The sequence below is a fragment of the Pseudomonas sp. HB05 genome, assembly GCF_016756915.1.
Lineage (GTDB): Bacteria > Pseudomonadota > Gammaproteobacteria > Pseudomonadales > Pseudomonadaceae > Aquipseudomonas > Aquipseudomonas alvandae.
Window position 1 is genome coordinate 169,519 of sequence record NZ_JAESPG010000002.1, and the last position, 22,630, is coordinate 192,148.

The 22,630-nt window shown below is 61.7% G+C and carries 20 protein-coding genes; 7 read left to right on the forward strand and 13 right to left on the reverse strand.

The window, feature by feature from the left end:
• Positions 1 to 38 precede the first annotated feature (38 nt).
• Positions 39 to 1,205 (forward strand): MFS transporter, encoded by a 1,167-nt coding sequence (locus JMN22_RS03310; protein ID WP_198795789.1) that lies wholly within the window; start codon positions 39 to 41, stop codon positions 1,203 to 1,205.
• 37 nt (positions 1,206 to 1,242) lie between these two features.
• On the opposite strand, the gene JMN22_RS03315 is transcribed toward JMN22_RS03310, so the two are convergent.
• The 7 genes from JMN22_RS03315 to JMN22_RS03345 all read right to left on the reverse strand — a co-directional run bounded on the left by JMN22_RS03315 (position 1,243) and on the right by JMN22_RS03345 (position 10,631).
• Positions 1,243 to 4,173, reverse strand: coding sequence for a DUF4132 domain-containing protein (locus JMN22_RS03315; RefSeq protein ID WP_198795790.1), 2,931 nt, complete (start codon positions 4,171 to 4,173; stop codon positions 1,243 to 1,245).
• A gap of 30 nt (positions 4,174 to 4,203) precedes the next feature.
• Positions 4,204 to 4,644, reverse strand: a complete 441-nt coding sequence (locus JMN22_RS03320) for a hypothetical protein (protein ID WP_198795791.1) — start codon at positions 4,642 to 4,644, stop codon at positions 4,204 to 4,206.
• A 46-nt stretch (positions 4,645 to 4,690) separates the two neighbouring features.
• Positions 4,691 to 5,479, reverse strand: coding sequence for a nucleotidyltransferase domain-containing protein (locus tag JMN22_RS03325; RefSeq protein WP_198795792.1), 789 nt, complete (start codon positions 5,477 to 5,479; stop codon positions 4,691 to 4,693).
• 24 nt (positions 5,480 to 5,503) lie between these two features.
• Positions 5,504 to 6,475 (reverse strand): DUF3829 domain-containing protein, encoded by a 972-nt coding sequence (locus JMN22_RS03330; RefSeq protein ID WP_198795793.1) that lies wholly within the window; start codon positions 6,473 to 6,475, stop codon positions 5,504 to 5,506.
• A complete protein-coding gene (locus JMN22_RS03335) occupies positions 6,472 to 8,136 on the reverse strand; it encodes a J domain-containing protein (protein WP_198795794.1) in 1,665 nt (554 codons plus the stop codon). Before JMN22_RS03335 ends, JMN22_RS03330 begins: the two co-directional genes overlap by 4 nt.
• 2 nt (positions 8,137 to 8,138) lie before the next feature.
• Positions 8,139 to 9,839: a molecular chaperone HscC gene (locus tag JMN22_RS03340; RefSeq protein ID WP_198795795.1), complete on the reverse strand. Its 1,701-nt coding sequence runs from the start codon at positions 9,837 to 9,839 to the stop codon at positions 8,139 to 8,141.
• Between the two features lie 129 nt (positions 9,840 to 9,968).
• On the reverse strand, positions 9,969 to 10,631 hold the full coding sequence (locus tag JMN22_RS03345) for an HD domain-containing protein (protein WP_198795796.1): 663 nt from the start codon (positions 10,629 to 10,631) through the stop codon (positions 9,969 to 9,971).
• Positions 10,632 to 11,079: 448 nt separating this feature from the next.
• Between JMN22_RS03345 and JMN22_RS26485 the strand changes: the two genes are divergently transcribed.
• Entirely contained in the window at positions 11,080 to 11,589 is a 510-nt protein-coding gene (locus JMN22_RS26485; RefSeq protein WP_236010238.1) for a hypothetical protein, read from the forward strand.
• Between the two features lie 268 nt (positions 11,590 to 11,857).
• Here the strand turns inward: JMN22_RS26485 and JMN22_RS03355 are convergent, their stop codons facing one another.
• From JMN22_RS03355 to JMN22_RS03375, 5 genes are all read right to left on the reverse strand, one after another.
• Positions 11,858 to 12,448 (reverse strand): helix-turn-helix domain-containing protein, encoded by a 591-nt coding sequence (locus tag JMN22_RS03355; protein WP_170866797.1) that lies wholly within the window; start codon positions 12,446 to 12,448, stop codon positions 11,858 to 11,860.
• Positions 12,449 to 12,501: 53 nt separating this feature from the next.
• The gene (locus tag JMN22_RS03360) at positions 12,502 to 12,663 is read right to left on the reverse strand and encodes a hypothetical protein (protein ID WP_198795798.1); all 162 of its coding nucleotides are present in this window, start codon (positions 12,661 to 12,663) and stop codon (positions 12,502 to 12,504) included.
• Between the two features lie 122 nt (positions 12,664 to 12,785).
• Entirely contained in the window at positions 12,786 to 13,499 is a 714-nt protein-coding gene (locus JMN22_RS03365; RefSeq protein WP_198795799.1) for an ABC transporter ATP-binding protein, read from the reverse strand.
• Between the two features lie 3 nt (positions 13,500 to 13,502).
• Positions 13,503 to 14,348, reverse strand: coding sequence for an ABC transporter permease (locus tag JMN22_RS03370; RefSeq protein WP_198795800.1), 846 nt, complete (start codon positions 14,346 to 14,348; stop codon positions 13,503 to 13,505).
• A 63-nt stretch (positions 14,349 to 14,411) separates the two neighbouring features.
• Complete coding sequence (locus tag JMN22_RS03375) at positions 14,412 to 15,404, reverse strand: aliphatic sulfonate ABC transporter substrate-binding protein (RefSeq protein WP_198795801.1); 993 nt, start codon at positions 15,402 to 15,404, stop codon at positions 14,412 to 14,414.
• Between the two features lie 302 nt (positions 15,405 to 15,706).
• On the opposite strand from JMN22_RS03375, the gene JMN22_RS03380 reads away from it, so the two are divergent.
• On the forward strand, positions 15,707 to 16,654 hold the full coding sequence (locus JMN22_RS03380) for an ABC transporter substrate-binding protein (RefSeq protein WP_198795803.1): 948 nt from the start codon (positions 15,707 to 15,709) through the stop codon (positions 16,652 to 16,654).
• A gap of 12 nt (positions 16,655 to 16,666) precedes the next feature.
• Here the strand turns inward: JMN22_RS03380 and JMN22_RS03385 are convergent, their stop codons facing one another.
• On the reverse strand, positions 16,667 to 18,304 hold the full coding sequence (locus JMN22_RS03385) for an ATP-binding response regulator (RefSeq protein ID WP_198795804.1): 1,638 nt from the start codon (positions 18,302 to 18,304) through the stop codon (positions 16,667 to 16,669).
• A gap of 295 nt (positions 18,305 to 18,599) precedes the next feature.
• Here JMN22_RS03385 and JMN22_RS03390 point away from each other — a divergent pair, with 295 nt between their 5' ends.
• The 4 genes from JMN22_RS03390 to JMN22_RS03405 are packed head-to-tail and all read left to right on the forward strand — an operon-like array spanning position 18,600 to position 22,630.
• Positions 18,600 to 20,018 (forward strand): LLM class flavin-dependent oxidoreductase, encoded by a 1,419-nt coding sequence (locus JMN22_RS03390; protein WP_198795805.1) that lies wholly within the window; start codon positions 18,600 to 18,602, stop codon positions 20,016 to 20,018.
• Positions 20,019 to 20,022: 4 nt separating this feature from the next.
• Positions 20,023 to 20,985, forward strand: coding sequence for an AMP-binding protein (locus JMN22_RS03395; RefSeq protein ID WP_198795806.1), 963 nt, complete (start codon positions 20,023 to 20,025; stop codon positions 20,983 to 20,985).
• Positions 20,982 to 21,752 carry an ABC transporter ATP-binding protein gene (locus JMN22_RS03400; RefSeq protein ID WP_198795807.1) on the forward strand — a complete coding sequence of 257 codons (771 nt, stop codon included), beginning with the start codon at positions 20,982 to 20,984 and terminating at the stop codon, positions 21,750 to 21,752. Before JMN22_RS03395 ends, JMN22_RS03400 begins: the two co-directional genes overlap by 4 nt.
• On the forward strand, positions 21,749 to 22,630 hold the full coding sequence (locus JMN22_RS03405) for a branched-chain amino acid ABC transporter permease (RefSeq protein WP_030141732.1): 882 nt from the start codon (positions 21,749 to 21,751) through the stop codon (positions 22,628 to 22,630). Before JMN22_RS03400 ends, JMN22_RS03405 begins: the two co-directional genes overlap by 4 nt.

The following is a 22,630-nucleotide window of genomic DNA, read 5'->3' on the forward strand; positions in this document are numbered from 1 at the left end:
GCATCGTAGCATTTGCAGCATAGATGAGGAGCCTTCCTATGCGTATCAATCCACCCCTTGTTGCACTCGCCATGGGTGCCTTTGGCATCGGCGTAACCGAGTTCGCCCCAATGGGCATGTTGCCGGGGATCGCTGCAGATCTCGGCGTTTCCATTCCCGCCGCAGGCCTGCTGGTCAGTGCCTACGCCTTGGGCGTACTGCTCGGCGCGCCACTGATGACCCTGACCACCGGCAGGATTCCCCGGCGCTATCTGCTGATCGGACTCATGGCGATTTTCACCCTGGGAAACCTGATGTCAGCGCTGGCCACCGATTACTACAGCCTGATGGCCGCCAGGGTCGTGACTTCACTGAACCACGGTGCGTTCTTTGGCGTCGGCTCCATCGTCGCGGCCAGCGTGGTCGCCCCGCAGAAACGCGCCGGGGCGGTCGCGGCGATGTTCATGGGCCTGACCTTGGCGACGATCGGCGGTGTGCCGTTGGCTGCCTGGTTTGGTGAACTGTTCGGCTGGCGCACGGCATTCTGGGGAATTACCGGCCTGGGCGTGGTGGCGATGGCGGCGCTGTGGTTCGCCTTGCCCAACGTGCCGGCGCCGCAAAGCATCGGCGTGCTGGCCGAAATTCGGGTACTGGGGCGCGGCCCGGTGTTGGGCGCGTTGGCCCTGACCGTGGTCGGCTCAGGTGCGATGTTCACTGTCTTCACGTATGTCGCCCCGATCCTGAGCAACGAGACCCATGCCTCCGCCACTTTCATCACGGCGATGCTGGTGCTGTTCGGCGTCGGACTGACGCTGGGCAACATGTGGGGCGGCAAGGCCGCGGATCGCTCGATAGACCGCACCCTGATCGTTTCGCTGGGCGTGCTGATTCTCGTCCTGCTGGCGTTCACCGCACTGATGCGCTGGCCGCTCCCGGCGGCCATCGCCATCCTGATCTGGGGCATCGCCAGTTTTGCCTTGGTACCGCCCTTGCAGATGCGCGTGATGGAAGCCGCCAAGGACGCACCTAATCTGGCCTCGGCCGTGAACATTGGCGCCTTCAACTTGGGCAATGCGATTGGCGCGGCGCTGGGCGGCGCGGTGATCAACGCGGGCTTGGGCTATCCGGCGATTTCCCTGGCTGGAGCGGCGATGGCGGGGCTGGGGTTGCTGATGGTGCTGGCTTTCGCCTGGCGTTCCAGAATGGTTGCGGCTGCGGCGGTTTGACGATGGCATGGATGCGCTGTTCCCAATCCTGCTGGAGTTAATCGCCGCGCTGTATCTGCTCCAGTATCTGGCTGTCAGTGATGTCCATATCGTCCAGCAACAGGAACATTTTGCTCAGCACCTCGGCCATTTTCCGGTCGGTGTCGGCGAACGGCAGGTAGAACGCCTCGGCGCTGGCGCCTACGGGCACGATGCACAGGTAGTTGCCGGGTTCGATATGGATGGCTGCGCTGCCCAAATGAATGCGGTAGCTGGCGCGCTGGCCGGTGACGTGCAGGAAATGCCCTTCACATTTGACGTTTTGCAACCCGAGCCCCTGGATCAATTCGCCGACCAGTTCGGCGCGTCGTTGCAAGGTTTCGTTGCTGGTGGCGTAGCTGTCCGCAGCGTAGGCCACGGAGACCAGCAAGTCGGCATCGCGCATGACTTCCGAGAACAGCAGCGGCGGTACTTGCTCAAGCGGGATCGCTTTCCGGTCGCGGTGGAACGCAATCGTGTCGAAGGTGAAGTGTTCCGTTTCGGAGAGGTAGTGACCGGTATCGAGAAAGTTGAACATGGCGTAAATGCCATGCTCTTTGCTCTCGTAATAGATGTCCTCGACGCTTGAGGTCGACCAATTGCGGACCTGCAGCAACCGGGCGGCTACTTTGCCTTTGAGGCGGTGGCCGGCAAATCGGTTGGACCACAGAGCGGTCTCTCGCTCAGCCGGTGTCAGCAGGTACAACTCGCGAAAGGCTTGTTTGAATGGCTGCACGCGGCGATGGGTCACGACTTCTTTCTGCCAGGCCGACAGTTGTCCTGCCGTGAACAGGTGAAAAGGGTGAGCAATACGCAGGTGCTTCTCGGCCACGTGTCGCTGGCCTTCGAGGTCTGTCACGGTCAGCGTTGCGGCATCGAGCCAACCCAACGCTGCGTCGTCGACCTGCACGATAAGCTGTTCGAGCAACAGGCGAACCGCAGGCATTTTCAGCAGCGGCTTCAGCTCCGCCAACGCCAGGGTTTCGCCGCTGCTCATCATTGTTTCCAGGGTTCTGCAGAAGCGTGCGATCTGTTCCTTGAGCTGGGCCTGCTGCGTTTTGAGGGCGATGAAATCTGCGTGTTTGCGAATTGCAGGCGGTGCGGTCTTGAGGGGCTTTGCGGCTTTGCAGATGTGCAATGCCGGCGACAAGCCGTCGATGACGATCGTGACGTCATAGCCATCGATGGTGGCAGCCGTCAGGGCGGATTCGGCGATCTCCGATTCCATGGCCCATTCCAGGCGAATCGCCGAGGGGTAACCCGCGACACGCGCCAGGTTTTCCAATCCCGCCTGCACCGCTGCGTGGGAGTTGGCCTGTCGTTGAGCGCCGTATTTACGCACCTCTTTGTGCAGTTTTTTCAACGTCAGATAGCGCTGGCGTACATCATCCGAATCCATGACGGGCAGCACGCCATAGATGCGCATGGCCGGCTGTGCATGGCGGGCCAGTTTCTTTTCCAATGCCGGTCGACCGATGCCTCGGTACGCGTCGAGCAGTACACGCGTCTCGGGAAACGCCCAGTGCGAATGCTCGAGTGCCACGAGGTAGTCGCGCAAATGCTCCGGGTCCGCCTCGGCCAGCGCCTTGTCCAGCAGGTAGCGGTCCACCACGCCCACCGTTTCATCAAGCGTATTGGGCAGGTCGGTACCCCATCCGGACCGAGGTGCCAGGGCAATGCTCAAATACTCGCGCTGAAAGGCTTGCAGATCACTCCAACCGAGCGCGTCGAGCACCACGCGGCTGGCATGTCCTGCATAGGGCAGGGCGGTCAGCAGGGTATTTCTGGAAAAGCCGGTCAGCGCGGCGAGCAGTGCTGCCGATTGGTCCTCGGGCAACTCCTGAAGGAGCAGGAAACGTTCGAGCACCGCGGCCGTATCGCCGAAACGGTCGAAAAAGCCATCGGGCGTCGCGCCCAATCGTTCGATGACCGCCAGGGCCTGCAGCATCCATCGGGTGTCATACACCTCTACCGAACGGAAGGTGTCAGCCAGCTTCGCGGCGTTATCGGGCAATCCAGCCAAGGCTTCCTCGACATAACGAACGGTGAAGCTTGCCAGTTCGGGGTGCACGGGTGTGGGTGCCTCATCGAGGACATCATCATTCTGGAACGACTCATCATCGACGTCCTCGTCTTCGGGACCCTCATCGCTTGAGTCCTCCTCACCGAATGCTTCGTGGGTGTACCGATCCGGGTCCACATCATCGCTGTCCAACCCGGCGTCGCCTGCGTAGAACATCATGGCGCTGCCCCAGGTGTTGGCGCCCCGGACGAAGCGGGGGTAATCGAGGCGGCCTGCTTCCACCAAGCCCAAGGCGATGCGCTTGATTTCCCGGTGCACGTAGATATAGGCGTCAGCGATTTTCCGTTGTTCTTCCCCAGGCGCTGAAGGGGGCTGCTCGCGATTCCAGCTGCCATCCAGCAACCATCCGGCGAAGGTCTGCCAGGTTGGGGTGGACGGGTAGTTGCTCAAGCGATGGATACAGGCTTGGACGTCAGGGAAGGCCCAGGCCTGGTCCGGGCTTCTGCGGTAATAGGCGGGGTCATCTTCGTCAGTGGGTAATGGGTAGTCACTGTCTTCGAGGGCAAATTGCAGCATGTGCTGCAGCCGCGCGCCAATCTGCTCTAGCGCATAGGTGTCCGGGTGGGCGGTGATCCAGGCATCGCAGATTCGATATTGCAGGCCGTAGCGTTGCTGATCGCGAAGGTCCTCCAGGTCGTCCCAAACGGTCGGGAACACAAAACCGTCAGCCAGCGCTTCGGGTCCATACTCGGGATGCAGCCTGACCCAGTCCTCGGCGATGCGCAGAACGTCGATGCCGTCCCAGAAACCGGGTGCGAATTGGTCATAGGGGCCGAGCTCGGGATACTCATCCAGCGCTCTGTCGCAGAATACTCGCAGTGCAGCGAGGCGCGTGGCTTGTTCGGGCAAAGGACGGCGTGATTGCATGAGGGTATCCGAGGGGGCGAGCGACGAGGATCAACCGCCAATCAGCGGCAGCAGGCGGATAAACGCGAGCGTGGATGGCGCGCTCAATTCAATCGACTCATCGAGCCTCTGGAGCATGACGCCGTTATGCAGAATGCGAAACGCACGGGTTTCAAAACCCTTCAAGGCTCGCTCGGCTTCAACGCCAACATCCAGGTCCAGGGACGCGCTGGCGTGAGGCATGGCTACCGCGCCTTCGCTGGCTTGTTGAAGGATGTCCCGCTCGCTCAGGTATTGGCGGTCGAGCACTTCACGCACCGACACTTGGTGCAGCGAGTGCCGAGCCAACAATGCGGCGATCTGCTCGGCAACGGCCAGGCGAATCAACTCGGCAACCGTCAAGGTTAACGAGGACGGAGTCAGGGTGACAGGAGGCAGCAGAGGCTCCTGGCGTGCGCCTTTCAGGCAATAGCTATGAACCACGAACTCCATGATGCATTCCTTGTAAGCCAGACCAGCCTAAAACCTGTGCCTTGGACTATTTCCACGTTTCCTTCAGGACCGAGCGAAACAATTCCGACAGCAGCGGCTCGACTTCCTTACGTTCGCTGCGGGTCGGCTTGATGGCTTCAAGCCGATGCAGTTCACGCTCGACGAATGTCTGAATAGGCATGATTTGCGGTGAAAGCCCCATTTCTGGTGAGGCGCGCTTGATCGCAAGCAAGTCATCGATCGCCGAATGCAGTTCTGGTTCGCCGTCGATGACTTGGCGCAACGTGTCGAACTCGATGGGGGCCGGTGTATCGAACCGCTCCAGCCACCGTACGGAGAGCAAGGGTCGCAGCACGTAGAAATACTTCTTCAGCGGTACTTCCGGTGCCTGCAAATACCCACGGAAATTGGTTTTCGCCATGCTGCGATAATGGTAGATGCCGCTTTCAACCGAGTACACCTGCGGTAGCAACGCTTTGGCACGTTCGTGGAAGGAGCCGCAATGCTCGTAGACGATGGTGGATTGCACCCACTCGACAAACCCTGGATTCGACTTCCAGAACAGCCTCAATGCCTTGCGCAGATCCCAGCCATTGATGTCCATGTCGTCGACAATCGGGTACTCGATAACGTCGCGCTGTTCCTCAAGGCCGACCGAGAGATACCAGTCAGGTTTATGGACGTAGATGAAGCGCGCGTCATAGTCGCTATTGGGCGATGCGAAGCCCCATGCGCGGCTGCCTGACTCAACGGCGAGCAGGACCTTGACCTCATGTTCATCCTCGGCGCGGCGCAGACGGCTTCGAACTTCTTCCTGGACAGCTACGCAAACCATGACCCCACTCCAATCCAATTAATTTCAATACTGGGACTGCACCGCAGCGTTGTAACGCATCCGCAATTCGTCATACCCGGCCCGTGCGGCAGCAAGATCCTGGTTCAGTTCTGCGGCGTCGGCCCCGGCCCCCCAGTGTTGTTGCAGGCGCTCAACGGCGGTAAGCCATTCCTTGGCTGCCAGACTGATTTTGCTCCACACGGGCGGGTTGCCGTTAGCCGATCGCAGGCGCGGCAGGGCTTGCACGAAGGCTTCGGTGTCTGTCCAGTGAGCCGTCAGCGAATGTTGCAGGGCGAGCAGTTGTTGCGGCGTCAGCGGGGCGCCTTCAGTCATGGCGTCCAAGGCGTTGATGGTCTGACGGGCCTGGATCATGAAGCGCAGCGTGTACCAATGTTGGTCCTGTCCCAGGTGCTTTTCGATGGACGCCAACTGTTGTTCACGCACCTTTAGCTGCGGCTGTTCCAATGCTTGGCGCAACGGTATCGCCTGGTCACGAGCGTCCTGCAAATGCAGGGTCAGGTCGCGGTCCAGCTTATCGAGTTGGTCAGGCTGAGGCTGATCGCGATGATTCGCCAGCCACAGTTCGGCGATCCGGGCGTTCGGGCGCAGGTTGTCATAGGCCTTGATGTAGTTCGCCGCGAGGGCTTGCAGACTGCCGGGCTCACCAATACTGAACCCATGCTTGCAGGGTGATGGCTGAGCACCCTGAGGCCGGATGAACTCCTCGGCGTCGATGCCCGACCCCATGCCGAAGCCGACGAAACCCATTTTGCGAATCCATTCGTCCTCCGGCAAGGCCCGGCGGGCACGGTAGTCGACATAACGCTGCTCGAATAGCTCCGCTCCGTCCACCAGGCAGGTACTTATCTCCTGAACTTCGTCCCAATGCACGCGGTTTTCCTTATCCTCGTCCGACGGCCCGGCCAGGCGCTGAACCAGCCAAGTCATCGTCAGTAGCACGACAACTGCAGTGATGAAAGCGCGGGTGCTGATCATGGTTGATTGGCCTGAGGTTTCTTGAAAGCTTGCCACTCGGTTGCAGACAGTACCGAAGGGCATGGCGAAGCGGTGGACTGTCGGGCGGCACAAATGCGCTGTGGCCAGACCTGGAGGCCTTCATTCTTGCTGACATACGTGCTCTTGGCCCAGGTATTCCCCAACAAGACCATGGGCACTAGCATGCCCAGGAAAAGGCCAATAAGCACGTCGCCGGGCACCTGGTCATAGAGTCGGGCCAGGAAAGACTTGCCGCGATCGAAGGGCGTCCGGCGGCTCAAGGCTCCCAGCACACCGAGCGTCCCAAAGAAGGTCGCCGCCCCGGCAACACCGCCGGCTAAGTAAATGAGGCCGCCCAGCAGCCCGACCCAGAGGATCTCGCGGATCGGCATCGGAGTGGGGCGCCGCAGACTCAGCCAGCGACCGTAATGGTCATTTATCCAATGGTCCAGGCGCCAGGCTTTGCGGCTCAGTTTCTTGCACACTGCGTGAAGTGCCCAACCGACGACACCGAGCAACAGGGCGCGAAGCAACATATCGACTACGCTGGTGTAGAACGAGCCACCGAGCCGATATTCAAAGAGCCAGCTCATGCAGATCGAAGTGCCGAGTATGGCCAGTGGCACGGCCAGGACCGGCGGCTGCCGACGCAACGGGCGCCAATTGTCCGGCCCCAGCTGTGGCCTCTCGTTCAGCAGTTGTGGATAGCGAAGCTGAACGGTGCGATACAGCGCCTCGCAGGCATCCCAGTCCGTAGCACTGAAGGTCATGCTCAAACGCACCCGGGCGTCTTCATCGTGTGATCCAAACAGCATTCGCGCGGCCTGGGACTCGCTGCTGTCGAAGAGCTGAGTGAGACGAGCCTGCTGCGCCAGGAAGATGGCGCAGTGGCTGCGCGCCAGGAGTTGGCTCCACCAGGGTTCGGGACAAGGTGTGTACTGGCCGGTCTGCTTCCAACCTTGCTGCTCGCAAATGTCATCGAACAATGTTTGCGACCACTGCGGCGCCTGCAGCAGCGCCATGGCCAGACATCGGTTCAGCCATTGCCGGGCGTCCAGGGTCTGTAGCCAGGGACTGGTGTCGAGCTGGCGGGCGACATCGAGAAAGCGTCGGTCATCGTGCCAGGCCCCAGTCAGGCGAGACCATGCCAGATCCATGAGCCTGCCGCGCAGCTGCTCGGTGGCGGCGGCGGGCAAGTCCTCGCGTTGCCAAAGGGTCAGCCAATGCAACTGCTCAACGGCTGCTTCAGCCAGGTCGTAGCTATCCTCTTGCGCCAGGCAAAGCTCCAGCAGGCCTTGTTCGAACTCACGCTCGCAGCCATAAAGGCGCGCCTGCACCAGACGGTCGTGGAGATTGGCGGCGCTTACCGCTTCCAGGCACTGCGTCGCCACGCGCTGGCTCGGTGGAGGCGTTGTCGGCGCTGACTGCGGGGCCGGAAAATCCACGAGGGGCAGCTTGGCAGGGGTGGGCTGATCTTCGTCGACTACGACTTCCGGCTGCCAGTCGGCCCATTCCAATGCCTGTTCGTAAGCTTCGCGCAGGCGCTGGAAACCCACTGGATCTTCGTCCGGGCGAAGCTGCTTGAGCAAGCTTGCATATTGGCGCTTGATACTGCGCTTGTCGGCATCTTCCGGCAGTCCGAGTACAACCCAGCAGGTCATCGTCAGACACCTTCTTCCAAGCTGTCGAGCTGGGCGCTGATCTGCATCCGCAGTGCCCGGATGTCATGCAATTCCTGGGTTTCGAGCATCTGGCCGAAGCGGGTCGCCAACTCATCGATTCGTTGGCGCAGCTCACCGCGGCTTTCCTGGTAGAGACGTTCCAGCCGGGCGATCAGCAAGGTGTTGGGTTGTTCGTTGCGTGGGTGGATCTTCAGCGTTTCCAAGGCCTTGAGACGCCGGCCGATTTCTTCGCTATCCAGCACGCCGGCGTTATTGGCGATCACCAGGTTGCGCCGTTCACCGGTCTGGACGGTCTGCGCATCGGTCTCCAGCAGACCGTTGGTGTCGTAAGTGAAGCGCACATCGATCCCCACCTCTCCGGCAGCCATGGGCGGCACGGGAATTTCCAATTCGCCCAAGAGAATGTTTTCAGTGACCCGACGGCTTTCGCCTTGATAGACCTTCAGCAGCACGACCTTTTGCTGGTCCTGAAGTGTGAAGACGCGCTTGACCTTGCTCACGGGCACCACGCAGTTGCGTTCGATGATCGGCAGGTAATGCCCGCTTTCGAGCTTGCCGCCAAACTCAACCGCAATTTCGATGCCCAGGGAGTACGGGCAGACATCGGTGAGCACGATTTCTTCAAGTGCCGCGTCGCGGCTTTTCAGGCCTGCCTGCACCGCTGCGCCCAACGCCACGGCTTCATCGGGGTTGAGCTGGATAGAGGGAAAGCGTCCGAACAGGCTGGCGGCCAGTTTGCGTACCAACGGCATGCGGGTGGTGCCGCCCACCAGCAACACTTCGTCCAGCTCGCCGGCGCGGATGCGGGCATCTCGCAACGCGGTCTCGATAGGGGCTCGAAGACGGCTGAACAGGGGCGCATAAAGGTCGGTCAGGCTGGCCTGGGTGTATTCGCGACGCCATTCGCGCTCGCCCTGGCGTATTGCGAACGTTGCGCTTGACTCCTGGCCCAGGGATTTGCGCACGCGTTCAGCTTCACGGCGCAGCCGGCCGTAGAGCTGTGGGTCTCCAAGGGCCAGCGGCGCCTCGTTGTTGCCTGCCTGTGCGGCAACGAAATCCTGGACCAGCAGCGTGTCGAAATCTTCTCCGCCAAGGAAGTTGTCGCCAGCACTGGCGCGCACCTCCATGATCCCTTCGAACAGCTCCAGGATCGACACGTCGAACGTCCCGCCGCCAAGGTCGAATATCAGGAAAGTGCTGGCAGTGTCTCGCCGGTGCAAGCCATAGGCGAGTGCGGCCGCGGTGGGTTCATTGATCAGTCGCTCGACCTTGAATCCGGCCAGCTCGCCGGCGATTCGCGTGGCCTTGCGCTGGGCATCGCTGAAATAGGCGGGAACGCTGATGACGGCCTCTTCCACCGGTTCGCCGAAATGCCGCTCGGCATCCTCGCGCAAGCTGCGTAGCACCATGGCCGAGAGCTCCTCGGCCCGGAACTGCTGGTTGCCCAAGGTGGTGAGACGGGCGCTGCCCATGTAGCGCTTGAAAAGCGAGGCGGTGAGTCGGGGGTGCGTTTGCAAGCGCTCCAGGGCCGTGCGGCCCACCATGACGCGGCCTTCATCGTCCAGGCCGACCACGCTCGGTGTCAGCCACTCGCCCAACGCGTTGGGCACCAGTTGCGCCGCGCCGTCGCGCCATGCTGCGATAAGGCTATGGGTGGTGCCCAGGTCAATGCCGACAATCATGTCCGTTGGAACTCCTTGAGTCGTTGCGCCGCGATGGGCTATCGGCGAGCCGGTCAGTTTATCAGGCCTGTATCGGCGAATGACTGAAAAACCTTGAAGACGAATCACGTTGACGCTTGAATCCGGTTTTCAATCAAGGCGGGGGATAGCCCGGGCGAGATTTTCCCGTGCCTGCTGCTCGAATGCCTCGAAATACAAGGGGGTCGTGTAGATACGCTCACGCGCCAGGAAACGCTCCAGGACCTGGCGCCGCTTCTGACGGTACATAGGCAGGGGCACGTATTGGTATTCAAGGCGGATTTGCCGGTCGTATTCCTCAAACCGCTCGAAGGAGGCCCCCAGGATCGCCAGGTCAGTATCCACCAGCACCGCCTCGTCTGCCGTCGCTGGGGCACCGTCGTGCCGTGTCACCATGACCAGGTCGTAAAGCCTGCGTCGTGTTTCCTCGTCCAGTCCGTTATCCCGTGCCACGTCGTCCAACCACTGTGCACTGCGCAGCTCGTTGTCGGTGCGAAGGGGGTCGTAGATCGCGTCATGAAACCATAGCGCGAGGTCAACTTCGGCGGGTGCCTGGCAAGCGGCATTGACGCGTCGCCGTACGTGGAGGCACTCCGCTAGATGCTGGCGGTTGTGATAAGCGCGGTGTGGCTCGCAATAGTGTCGAATGAGTTCTTCAAACGTCTCTAGCGGTGCGTGCCTGACGCCGAGATCCGCCCAGACCCGAGTCCAGGCGGCAAGGCTCACGTCGTCGGACGCTGCGTCGTGATCGCTCCCATCTGGCAGCTCCGTCATGATTGTTCCTCTGCGTCAATTCTTTAAGCAACTGAAAGCCATCGCTGCATGTGGCGGAGATTCTCGCAATCGTTCCGTCATTGGCAAGTTCTGCAGTTCATTGGGGGCGAGGGCTTTGAGTCGGGCCAGGAATGGGACGCGCCTATCTCGGACCCCGCCGGGTCGTGCGTCCGGCCGGTATGCGAGTTTAGATCGATTATTTCTTACGGTTATTTATATAGCGTTGGATGGCATACCCATGACCGGGAAATCGACGCTGTCGTTTACTTACTGTCTGCAATGAGAGCGAAAGACGTGCAATAACAGAAGGCTTGGCGCGCGTCACTCCGGTAAGCCTGCTTGAACGTTCATTCCTGCTGTTCGATCGCCATCTTGTCGGGCCCGGGCCAATCCTTAGAATCCGCCCCCATCAGCTTGTCCGACTCTCGAACCTACAGGGAACACCACCATGATGAACGCCATGCAGATGCCAATGCCGATGAACGCCAACATGCCGATGATGCCGATGATGGGCATGCCGATGATGATGGCGACCATGACCTGCGAAATGATGGATGACGGCATGATGTGCAAGATGATGCCCGCTGCCGGCATGGACATGGCCATGTTCAAGAACAGCGCCGACATGATGCAGATGATGATGAACTGCGGCATGCCGATGATGATGCACTGCGGCAACATGAGCATGATGTGCATGTCCCCGGTGAGCACGGCCATGCCGATGGCGAGCATGATGATGCCAATGCCGATGATGGGCATGCCGATGCCGTCGATGAAGTGCGTGATGGAAAGCACGGTGATGGCGGACTGCATGATGTGCAAAGTCATGCCGATGGCCGGCATGAACATGGACATGATGAAAAACTGCTGCGCGTTGATGATGAAGATGATGGGCGACTGCAGCATGCCGATGATGATGAGCTGCAATGGCATGCCGATGATGTGCTGCACCTGCTGATGACAACCGGGCTGGTTCGCTCTCGACGCGGGCACGATCCATTGTGGCGAGGGAGCTTGCTCCCGCTCGGCTCTGAAGGAGCTGGCGAAGCCTGCGATCTTTTGATCTTTCGCTTGGGATTCGAGTGTCATTGGAAAGATCGCAGCCTCGCTTCGCTCGGCAGCTCCTACAAGCGCGGCCCAGCGGGAGCAAGCTCCCTCGCCACGGGTTTGTCGAGTGCCTTGAACAGCATCTAGGCGTTAATGCCGGGCTTTTTGCATGTTCGTCTTCAGTCCAGGCGTTCCGGATAGGTGACCACCAGGTACGCCACTGCTTCACTGTCGGCCGGGTTGCGATATCGGTGTGGCTGGTCGGCGTAGAACAGAATCGAATCACCCGTGGAAAGCAGGTAGCGCTCGTCGTTGACACTGATCTCCAACACACCCTGGGACACCACCAGGTTCTCCTGCACGCCAGGCCCGTGCCCTTCGGACTGGTCCTCGCCCAAGGGGCCCAGGCGCAGTTCGTAGAATTCCGATTGGCGTGCCACGTCGAACGGGAACAGGGCGCGACTGACGAAGGCACCACTGGCGCTGACCAGGCGTTTGCTCTGGCTGACCGACAGCACCGCCACGCCTTCGAACGCACGGTGTTCGAGGAATGCGGCGACCGATACCTTCAAACCCTTGGCGATTTTGCACAGCACCTTGATCGACGGCACGCTGCGTCCGGATTCGATCTGGGCCAGCATGGCCCGGCTAACCCCGCACTGGCGGGCAAGGGCGTCGAGGGACAAGTGTCGCTTGCCGCGCAGGCGTTGCAAGTTTTGCGCGACCCGTTCGCAGATCGGATCCTCATCCAAGGCTTCCAGATTGTTCAGATCCACTTCGGGTTCGTCGGTGCTCGCCAAAAAGCGCGAGGGTTCCTGGGCGCTCACGCCTGGTACGTCGCGGTCGACTGGGATGCCTGGACCCACTGGAACGCCTGGTAACCGGCATTACGCGCGTACATTTCCCACATGGCCCGGGCCCGTTGCTGGGCCTGCTTGCGTTTGCGGAATTGGACGCAATCGATAACGTTGTCAGTCGGTTTCATAAGGCACTTCACTGTCGTGACCAATGGGACGGGATGAGCTGAGAGTACGTGGTTATGTTTATAACCATAAATACTGATTATTTATTTGTTAATACTTTTAAATGCTTAGCGAAGCGCCCTGATTAAATTACGTGAGCCCGGTGCAACTCAGTCAGCGCCAATGCCTTGAGCCTGGCCAGCAACGGGTCACGCCGATCGCGTGGGTGCGGCAGTTGCACCACCAGTTCCTGGCGAATGCGGCTGGGGCGATTGTCCATGACCAGGACCCGGTCGCTCAGGTACAGCGCCTCGTCGACATCGTGCGTTACCAGCAGCAGGGCGATAGCGTGACGCTCGGCCAGTTGCAGCAACAGGTCTTGCAGTTTCATCCGGGTGAAAGCGTCCACGGCGCTGAAGGGCTCGTCCAGCAGCAGCACCCGCGGCCGCGAATACAGGCCGCGGGCAATCGCCACCCGTTGCGCCATGCCACCGGACAACGCCTTGGGCAAGGCGTCGGCAAAGTCGCTGAGGCCAACCTCTTCGATCAACTGCGCGACCCAGGCTTTGTCATAGCGGTCATCGTCGCTGAAGCCGATGTTCTGTTGCACCGTCAGCCAGGGCATCAACCGCGGTTCCTGGAACACAAAGGCCAACTGTTCGGTGTGGCTGAGCAGTTGCCCTTCGAAGTCTTTTTCCAGGCCGGCAACGATGCGCAGCAAGGTGCTTTTGCCGCAGCCGCTGGGGCCCAGCAGGCTCACGGTTTCCCGAGGCTGCAGTTGCAGGTGGATGTCGTTGAGCACGGTGGTGGTCGCGAAGCTCTTGCGCGCCACGTGAATGTCCAGCAGGGCTTGGGGCATGGCTCAGTCCTCGGTGCCGTTGAAAGTGTCGCGCCAGGCCAGGAAGCGTTTCTCCAGGCCGGCGAGGAGGCCGTCGCTGAGCTTTCCCAGCACGGCGAGCACGATGATCGCCGCCAGCACGATGTCCGGGCGCGAGGTTTCGCGACCATCGCTGAGCAGATAGCCCAGGCCTTTGGTCGCGGCGATCAGTTCGGCGGCCACGAGGAACATCCAGGCCAGGCTCATGCCGCTGCGCAACCCGGTGAACAGGCCGGGCAGGGCGGCAGGCAGGAGAATCCGCCGCACCAGGCGGCGACGGCTGAAACCATACATGTGGCCGACTTCCACCAGCTTGCGGTCGATGTTGCGAATCGCCGCCACGCCATTGAGGTACACCGGAAAGAACGCGCCGATGGCGATCAGCACCACTTTGGAGGTTTCGTCGATGCCCAGCCACAGCAGGAGCAACGGCACCCAGGCCAGGCTGGGGATCGAGCGCAGGCCCGCGAAGGTCGGTTCCAGGTAGGCTTCGGCTTCCCGACTCAGGCCAACCCAGGCGGCGAAGACCAACGCCAGGCTGGCACCGATGGCAAAGCCCAGTAGCACGCGCAGCAGGCTGGCGCTGATGTGCTTCCACAGGGCGCCTTCGGCCAGTTCGCCAAGGGTCAGGGCGATCTCGCTGGGGGCCGGCATCTGGTAGGCGGGCAGCCAACCGATGCGCACGATGATCTCCAGCAACACGATGATCAGCACCGGCAGGGCCAATCCCTTGAGGCGCAGTCGCCAGCGATCGGAATCGAACAGCGGCGTTCTGTCCGCTGGGGACAGGGCCAGGTGTGGGTTGGAGAGGTCTTTGCTGTTGCTGCTCATGGCGATTCTCCGGCAATGCCGAATCCGCGCCAGGCGCGGATCGGTTGTCGCCTGGGCTAGGGGTTATTGACGGGCGACGGCTTGCTGGCGGCCGGTGTCGAGCAGTTGATCGATCACCTGGTCGACGTTCACCCCGCGCCGTACCAATTCCTCGGAGACCAGGATCGGAGCGGCCGCCTTGGAAGCCAACACATCCTTGGCACTCAGCTGCGGGCTGCCCAGGTCGGTGCGTGACAGTTGCAGCTTGGCAACCTCCAGCGGCAGCCCGGATTCGTCGGCCAGCAGTTTGGCCAGTTCTTGCGGATGCTCCACCGACCACGTCCGGGCCTGTTCGTAGGCGGCGATCACGGTGTCGATGGTCTGCGGATGCTCTTGGGCGTATTTCTCCGTGACGCTGACCACGCCGTAGCTGTTGAAAGCGGAATTGCGATACAGCAGGCGCGATCCGGCCTGGACTTCGCTGGCGGCCATGTGCGGATCGAGACCGGCCCAGGCGTCGACGTCACCTTTTTCCAGTGCGGTGCGCCCGTCCGGATGCTGCAGGTGCACCAGTTCCACATCGTCTTTCTTCAGCCCGGCTTGTTGCAGGCTGCGCAGGGTGAACAGGTAGGGATCGGTGCCCTTGGTGGCGGCGATCTTCTTGCCCTTGAGGTCGGCGACTGTCTGGTAGGGCGAATCCTTGCGCACCACCAGCGCTGTCCATTCGGCGCGGCTGTAGACATACACCGACTTGATCGGGCTGCCATTGGCTCGGCTCAACACCGCGGCGAGGCTGGCGGACGATGCGAAGTCGACGCCGCCGCTGTTGAGGTATTCCAGCGAACGATTACTGCCCTGGCTCAAGACCCAGCTCACCTTGGTCTGGGGCAGGGCTTTTTCCAGGTAACCGAAGTGCTTGAGCACTAGGCTGACCGGCGAATAATAGGCGTAGTCCAGATGCACTTCGGCTGGAGGGCTTTCGGCGGCCAGGACCATGGACGGCAGACCCAGCGCCAGGGTGCAGGCGCTGATCAGGTGTCTAGCGTGGGCCAGGGTGAAACGGAGAGCGGGTTTCATGGAAAGCTCCAGACAAGGCGGTGAGAAAGCAATGTTCTTATTTCCGAAAGATCGGCCAGCGGGAAAAAATCGCGCCTTAAAGGAATAATGCAGGCTCTGTGCCACAGCCTCGAAAGGGCGGCCAACGGGCGCTGACACTGCGCAAGGCATCGGAGGAAATGTTGGTCGGCGAACAGTCTGTTGCGGTGCTGTTGCCCCATGAACACTGGCTGAATTATGACTATGAGCTTATGCGCTAAAAGAATTTCTAAAGGAATTGATAGGAGCGTTATGTTCTAAAAAATCATCCAGGAAATGCTGTCATGACGTTCACCCGATCCCTGCGCCGTCTGCTCTTCAGCACACTGTTCGCCGCCCCCTTGGCCCAGGCTGGCGAGCCGTTGGTGCTGCACGTAGGCGACCAGAACTATTACAACGTCAGGGCTTCGGTGGAGGCGTCGGGCGTGCTGGAAGGCGCCCCTTATCGCGTTGACTGGAAGCACTTCCAAGCCGCTGCGCCGCTGGCCGAGGCGCTGAATACCGGTGACCTGGACCTGGGTTTCCTCGGCGACTCGGGCTTTTTGTTCCTGGCTGCCAAACAGGCACCGGTGAAGCTGATCGGTGTCTCGCGGCAGAACCCGGACACCATTGCGCTACTGGTGCCCAAGGACTCGCCGGTGAAGACCATCGCCGACCTCAAGGGCAAGAAGGTCGCCTATTGGCCCGGCGCCTGGAGCCAGCAACTGACGCTGCGCGCCTTGGAGCAGGCCGGCTTGCCCGACAACCACGTCGAGTTCATCAAGCTGATGCCCATCGATGCGGCCGCCGCCTTGCCCCAGGGCAGCATCGACGCCTTTCCGGTGTGGGAACCCTACATCTCGCAACAGATCCTGTTCTCCGGCGCCCGGCCGATCCTGACGGCGAAGAATCTGATGCCCGGCCTCAGCGCCATTGCCGCCTCGACGCCGGCCATCGACAACAAGCGCGAAGCCATCGCCGACTTCCTCGGTCGCGTGAAGCAGGCCCGCGCCTGGGTCGACAACCACACCGATCAATACGCCGACCTCTGGGCGAAGAAAGCCAATCTGGACCAGGACGTTTCGCGCCATTGGTTGCGCCAGGCCCACATGAATGTCGGTCCGGTAGACCCGAAGGCCGCCGCCGACCTGCAGAGCACGGCGGACTTCCTGTACACGGTCAAGGCCCTGCCGGCGCCGTTGGCCACTGCTGGAATTATCGACACGTCTTTCAGCCAAGCCTTCAGTCATTGACCACCCGGACTTTCAATCCGGTTCCGAGGACGCCTTGGCTGGAAACTCGCCCTGGCGATCCATGGCCTTGAGCTGCTCAAGCAGTACCGCTCGCAGCTCCGGTGGGCGTACAGGTTTGGCCAGCACCGAGACATTCATGTTTTGCAGGGACTGGCGGATCCGCTCGATGTCGTGTCCGGTGATCACCAGCGCCGGGACTTCCCAGCCGCGTTGGGCGCGTATCGCGGCGATGCACTCGGCACCGGAGACCTTGGTGCCCAGGTCAAAGTCGGCGATCACGATGTCGCAGTCGCTGGACAAGCCTTCGCCGTCGCTGTGACCTTGCACGTCGCAACCCCACTTCTCGAGCAGCGCGGACGTCGCCATCAGGACGTTGGCGTCGTCTTCCACCAGGCACACCCGTAATCCGTTCAAGCGGTCACGGGCACCGGAGACCCTGGGCGCCGAGGCCCGGGGTGCCGCTGGCTCCAGGCCGCTGATCGCCACCTTGGTGCCTTGGCCGACTATCGAACGGATGTGGATGTCGACATTGAGCAACTGGCTGATGCGCTTGACGATGGACAGGCCGAGGCCAAGCCCCTCGACGTCTTTATCGCGGACATGGCGCACGCGATAAAACTCCTTGAATACCTCGGGAAGATGCTCGCTGGCGATGCCGCGTCCCTTGTCGTAGATCACCACGGCCAGGCGCTTGCCCTGGCGCCGCACACCGATCAATACCGGTTGCCCCGGCGCATATTTGAGGGCGTTGGACAGCAGGTTCTGGACCATGGTGGTCAGCATTCCGGGATTGACGTTGACCCAATAGGGACAGGCGCGCAGGCGTAGCTCGACGCCGGCCCAGCGCGCGGCCTCGGTGTTCTGCTTGACGACGTCTTGCAGCAAGGCGCCCAAGTGGACGGTGTCAGCCTGCGGTACCCACTTGCCGTGATCCAGGGTGTAGATGTCGAGGATCGAGCGGAACAGTTGCGACACGGTGTGCAGCGAGCGGTCGATGTTGTCCACCAGCCGCAGCTCCTCCAGGCCCAGCCTGGCGTCCCTCAGGCACGCGGTGAACAGGCCAATGGAATGGATCGGCTGGCGCAAGTCATGGCTCGCCTGTGCCAGGAATCGCGATTTCTCCTGGTTGGCGGCAATCGCCTCTTCGGAGGCGATGCGTGTGCGTTTGAGCAGGATGTGCGCATAGGCCGGCACCACGATGGTCGTGACGATCAGCATCAGGAACATGTAGGGCTGCGTGTGCCAGAAGGGGTTGAGCCAGAAAATCAGCACCAAGGTCGACAGTGCAATGACCGTTGCCAGGGCCAGGTAGCGCGAGCCGAAGCGCATGCCATTGCCCAGGGTGACCCAGAGCAGCGCTGCATAGATCGGCAACGCGCCTTCGCCCCCCAGCACCATGGCGAACGCAATACCGGTGTAGTCATGCAACATGGCGAAAAGACGCCGCCAGAAGAAATGCCCTGGCCAGCGCTTGATTGCCATGCGCAGGAACACCGAGGCGAAGATGAACGTGACGATGTAGATGATGATGGGGGCGTAACGCGTGGCGGCGTCCGGATCGAGGCCGACCAGCACGACGATATACAACAGTGCGCAGGCGCTGACGGTCAGGCGCAAGGTGGCCTGGTCAAGTTCACTGTTCTTCTCCATTGGCTTTCCAACTCCATGAGCCGCTGCTGACCTGGGCAAGCGTAGCGCCTGTCCCCTCTGCATGGACAGATCAGTTGCCGAGTCGGGAGACTCCTGCGGGTTTTTCCAACGAGCAGGCCACTGTTTGCCACCGAACAGCTGATCAACATCTCTATGGATGAACCAGCACCCTTGCTGGCTGGGAAAATATCTAACTGATTGAAATCTAAAGGACAATTTTCTTGGCATGAATCGTGTTGATAGAACAGTAAAGAGCACCGGGACTGGGTGCTGAATCTATCGAGCAGGAGTTTCCATGCCACGTGAAATTCGTTTGAATGCCTTCGAGATGAACTGCGTCGGTCATCAGTCTCCGGGGCTCTGGCGACACCCCAAGGACCGGGCCTGGCAGTACAAGGACCTCGATTACTGGACCGACTTGGCCAAGTTGCTGGAGCGCGGCAAGTTCGACGGTATCTTCATCGCTGATGTCATCGGTATTTACGATGTGCTCGGCGGCAATGGCGACGCCGCCATCCGCCAGGCGACCCAAGTCCCGGTCAATGACCCACTGGCGTTGATCACGCCGATGGCCTTGGTGACCGAGCACCTGGGCTTCGGCCTGACTGCCTCGTTGACCTTCGAACATCCCTATCCCTTTGCCCGTCGCCTGTCCACGTTGGACCACCTGACCAAGGGGCGGATCGGTTGGAACATCGTCACGTCCTACCTCGACAGCGGGGCGCGCAATCTCGGGCAGAAGGCGCTCAGCGATCACGATGCGCGCTATGACTACGCCGACGAATACCTCGAGGTGCTCTACAAACTGTTCGAAGGCAGTTGGGAGGAGGGCGCGGTGGTGCGCGACCGGGAGCGCGGCATCTTCAGCGACCCGAGCAAAGTCCACGAGATCCGTCATCAGGGCAAGCATTTCCAGGTCCCGGGCATCCATCTTTGCGAGCCGTCGCCGCAGCGCACGCCGGTGCTCTATCAAGCGGGGGCATCGAGTCGCGGCAAGGACTTTGCTGCGGGGCATGCGGAGTGCGTATTCGTCGCGGCGCCGTCCAAGGTCATCCTGAAAAAGACCGTGGCCGATATCCGCCGGCGTGCCGCCGAGGCCGGGCGCGATCCGCGCAAGGTGCTGATCTTCAACTTGCAAACGGTGATTGTCGACGAGACCGACGCCCAGGCGCAGGCCAAGTGGCAGGAGCTGAAATCCTACAGCAGCTACGAGGGCGCGCTGGCGCTGATTTCCGGTTGGACCGGCATCGACTTCGGTCAGTACCGACCCGACCAGGTGCTCAAGCACATCCATACCAACGCCATCCAGTCGGCCGTGGAGACGTTCTCGACCGCCGACCCGGACAAGCAGTGGACCGTCCAGGAACTGGCCGATTGGGTCGGCATCGGTGGCTTCGGCCCGTTGATCGTCGGCAGTGCGCAAACCGTCGCCGACGAGTTACAGGCCTGGGTCGAGGAAACCGATGTGGACGGCTTCAACCTGGCCTACGCCTTGGCCCATGAAACCTTCCGCGATGTGGTTGACCTGCTGGTGCCCGAGCTGCAACAGCGCGGCGCGTACAAGACCGAATACCGCCCCGGCACCCTGCGCGACAAGCTGTTCGGTGACGGCCCGCGCTTGCCCGCCAGCCACCCGGGTGCCGGTTATCGGGACTTGAGCCGGCTGGGCCAGCGCACCCGTGTAGCCGAGCCGGCCTTGGTGGATGAGGAGTAAGCGCATGAGCCTCTTCGAACTCAATGCACCACTGCCTGAAAGCGTGACGGACAACGCCTTGGTCGCCTTGCAACGTTGGGCCAGGGAGCGACCGACGCAGATTGCCTTGCGTCATCGACGCCTCGGCGTGTGGGGGGCCTGGCGGTGGATCGATGTGCAACGCGAGGTCGAGCGTGTCTGCGATGGTCTGCGCCAGCAGGGGTTTGCCCCGGGGGCGCGGTTGGCGCTGAGCGGCGCCTTCGAGCCGAGCCTGCTGATCCTGGCACTGGCGGCGCGCCAGTTGGGTGGGCACAGCGTGGTGATCGACCGCGAGAGTCAGGGTGAGGATCTGCGACGCCAGCTACGTCTGATCCGTCCGGCGTTCGCCTTTGTCCAGCGCCGCGAAAGCGTGTCGCACTGGCTGCAGTGCGGTCTCGATGATGATTGGCCGTTGCGGCTGTATTCGGCCCAGGCCAATGCGGTGCGTCGCGGCTTGTGGCAGGTGCAATCGCTGTCGGTGCTGTTCGTCGCCGAGGCGCCGACTGCACAGCGCCAGGGCTGGGCCCAGGTTGCCGACGACGCGGTGGTGTGGATCGATGAAGGCACCGAATGGCGTGATGGACTGGCGCACCTGTTCCGTCGCTGGCTGGAGGGCGGCGAAGGCCTGGCCTTTCCGGAAACTCGAGAATCGGCCAGCCGCGATCGCCGCGAGATCGCCCCGACGGCGTTGCTGCTGTCCGCGGCGCGAGTCGAATCGCTGGCGGCGGAAATAGAAGCCCGGCTGCCGGCCCCGGACAGTTGGCGCCGACGGCTATGCGAATGGACTCTGGATGATCCGCGCCGTGGCCTGCGACGCTGGCTCAAGGCGCGGGTGCGGCACCTGCTCGGTTTCCAGCGACTGCGCCGGATCGAGGTGCCGAGCGCGCCCGCAGGCGCCGTGCGGCAAGGCCCTGCGTGGTTGCGGGAATACCTGGAGCGAGCGGCATGAGTGCGCTGTTGGAGGTGCGCAATGTGTCGCTGTCGTTCCGGGGCGTGAAAGCGATTTCCGACCTCTCGTTCAGCGTCAGGCTTGGCGAGATCTGCGCCTTGATCGGGCCGAACGGCGCGGGCAAGAGTTCGCTGCTGAACATCCTCAACGGGGTCTACCGGGCCGACGCCGGCCAGGTGTTCTTCGCTGCCGAAGCGCTGCGCCGTCCGCATCCGCTGAAGGCGGCGCGGCTCGGTATCGGCCGGACATTCCAGAACAATGCGCTGTTCAAGAAAATGAGCGTGGTGGACAACCTGCTCACCGGCCTGTCGCGCTTCCAGCGCACGTTTTTCCTCGAACAGGCCCTGGGCCTGCCGCGAGCCCGGCGCGAGGCGCGGGCGTTCGCCGAGCGGGCCGAGCAGGTGCTGGAATTCCTCGAGTTGCAGGCCTGGCGCGACGTCGCCGTGGGCAGCCTGGCCTACGGCCTGCAGAAACGCGTGGAGCTGGGCAGGGCGCTGATCGCGCAACCGACCCTGCTGTTGCTCGACGAACCGATGGCCGGCATGAACGCCGAGGAGAAACAGGAGATGAGCCGCTTCATCGCCGATATCAATCGCGACCTGGGTACTACGGTGATTCTCATCGAACACGACATCCAGGTGGTCATGGGCCTCTCCAGTCATGTGGTGGTGCTGGACTACGGACGCAAGGTCGGTGACGGCACGCCCGCTGAAGTCCAGGCCAACCCCGATGTGATCGCCGCTTACCTGGGGGTTTCGCACGCATGAATTTCTTTTTGGAAACCCTGGTCGGCGGGCTGTTGGCCGGCACCCTGTATTCCCTGGTGGCCATCGGTTTCGTGCTGATCTACAAGGCCAGCGGCGTGTTCAATTTCGCCCAGGGCGCCATGCTGCTGTTCGCCGCGCTGACCTTCGTCAGCTTGCGCGAGCAGGGTTTTTCTTTTGCCCTGGCGTTGGTCCTGACGGTGTTGGTGATGATTGTCGGCGCGTTGTTGATCGAGCGGCTGGTGCTGCGTCCGCTGGTCAACCGCTCGCAAATCACCCTGTTCATGGCCACCCTTGGCCTGTCGTTCATCATCGAAGGCCTGGCCCAAGGGCTGATGGGCGCCCAGGTACGTGCGCTGGACCTGGGTATCGAGGACGTCCCGCTGTTCGTGGGCGAGATCATGGTCAGCCAGTTCGACCTGATCGCCGCCGGCGTGTCGGGGCTGACGGTGGCGGTGCTGGCCTTGCTGTTCAACAAGACCCGCATCGGTGTCGCTCTGCGCGCCGTGGCCGACGACACCCGTGCGGCACTGTCGCTGGGCATCAACCTCAACCGCATCTGGCAGATCGTCTGGGCTGTGGCCGGGGTGGTCGGCCTGGTCGCCGGGTTGCTCTGGGGCGCGCGGCAAGGCGTGCAGTTCTCACTGTCACTGGTGGTGCTCAAGGCGCTGCCGGTGTTGATCATCGGCGGCTTCACCTCGATCGGCGGCGCTATCGTCGGCGGGCTGATCGTCGGGGCGGCCGAGAACCTCGCCGAGGCATACATCGGCCCACTGGTCGGCGGCGGGATCACGCCCTGGTTCGCCTATTTCCTCGCCTTGATTTTCCTTTACATCCGTCCGTCCGGCCTGTTCGGCGACCGGATCATTGAACGGGTATGA

Excerpts from the sequence above, each read along its gene's own strand:
- JMN22_RS03310 (WP_198795789.1), top strand. The coding sequence starts at position 39 with ATGCGTATCAATCCACCCCTTGTTGCACTCGCCATGGGTGCCTTTGGC.
- JMN22_RS03315 (WP_198795790.1), bottom strand. The coding sequence starts at position 4,173 with ATGCAATCACGCCGTCCTTTGCCCGAACAAGCCACGCGCCTCGCTGCA.
- JMN22_RS03320 (WP_198795791.1), bottom strand. The coding sequence starts at position 4,644 with ATGGAGTTCGTGGTTCATAGCTATTGCCTGAAAGGCGCACGCCAGGAG.
- JMN22_RS03325 (WP_198795792.1), bottom strand. The coding sequence starts at position 5,479 with ATGGTTTGCGTAGCTGTCCAGGAAGAAGTTCGAAGCCGTCTGCGCCGC.
- JMN22_RS03330 (WP_198795793.1), bottom strand. The coding sequence starts at position 6,475 with ATGATCAGCACCCGCGCTTTCATCACTGCAGTTGTCGTGCTACTGACG.
- JMN22_RS03335 (WP_198795794.1), bottom strand. The coding sequence starts at position 8,136 with ATGACCTGCTGGGTTGTACTCGGACTGCCGGAAGATGCCGACAAGCGC.
- JMN22_RS03340 (WP_198795795.1), bottom strand. The coding sequence starts at position 9,839 with ATGATTGTCGGCATTGACCTGGGCACCACCCATAGCCTTATCGCAGCA.
- JMN22_RS03345 (WP_198795796.1), bottom strand. The coding sequence starts at position 10,631 with ATGACGGAGCTGCCAGATGGGAGCGATCACGACGCAGCGTCCGACGAC.
- JMN22_RS26485 (WP_236010238.1), top strand. The coding sequence starts at position 11,080 with ATGATGAACGCCATGCAGATGCCAATGCCGATGAACGCCAACATGCCG.
- JMN22_RS03360 (WP_198795798.1), bottom strand. The coding sequence starts at position 12,663 with ATGAAACCGACTGACAACGTTATCGATTGCGTCCAATTCCGCAAACGC.
- JMN22_RS03365 (WP_198795799.1), bottom strand. The coding sequence starts at position 13,499 with ATGCCCCAAGCCCTGCTGGACATTCACGTGGCGCGCAAGAGCTTCGCG.
- JMN22_RS03370 (WP_198795800.1), bottom strand. The coding sequence starts at position 14,348 with ATGAGCAGCAACAGCAAAGACCTCTCCAACCCACACCTGGCCCTGTCC.
- JMN22_RS03375 (WP_198795801.1), bottom strand. The coding sequence starts at position 15,404 with ATGAAACCCGCTCTCCGTTTCACCCTGGCCCACGCTAGACACCTGATC.
- JMN22_RS03380 (WP_198795803.1), top strand. The coding sequence starts at position 15,707 with ATGACGTTCACCCGATCCCTGCGCCGTCTGCTCTTCAGCACACTGTTC.
- JMN22_RS03385 (WP_198795804.1), bottom strand. The coding sequence starts at position 18,304 with ATGGAGAAGAACAGTGAACTTGACCAGGCCACCTTGCGCCTGACCGTC.
- JMN22_RS03390 (WP_198795805.1), top strand. The coding sequence starts at position 18,600 with ATGCCACGTGAAATTCGTTTGAATGCCTTCGAGATGAACTGCGTCGGT.
- JMN22_RS03395 (WP_198795806.1), top strand. The coding sequence starts at position 20,023 with ATGAGCCTCTTCGAACTCAATGCACCACTGCCTGAAAGCGTGACGGAC.
- JMN22_RS03400 (WP_198795807.1), top strand. The coding sequence starts at position 20,982 with ATGAGTGCGCTGTTGGAGGTGCGCAATGTGTCGCTGTCGTTCCGGGGC.
- JMN22_RS03405 (WP_030141732.1), top strand. The coding sequence starts at position 21,749 with ATGAATTTCTTTTTGGAAACCCTGGTCGGCGGGCTGTTGGCCGGCACC.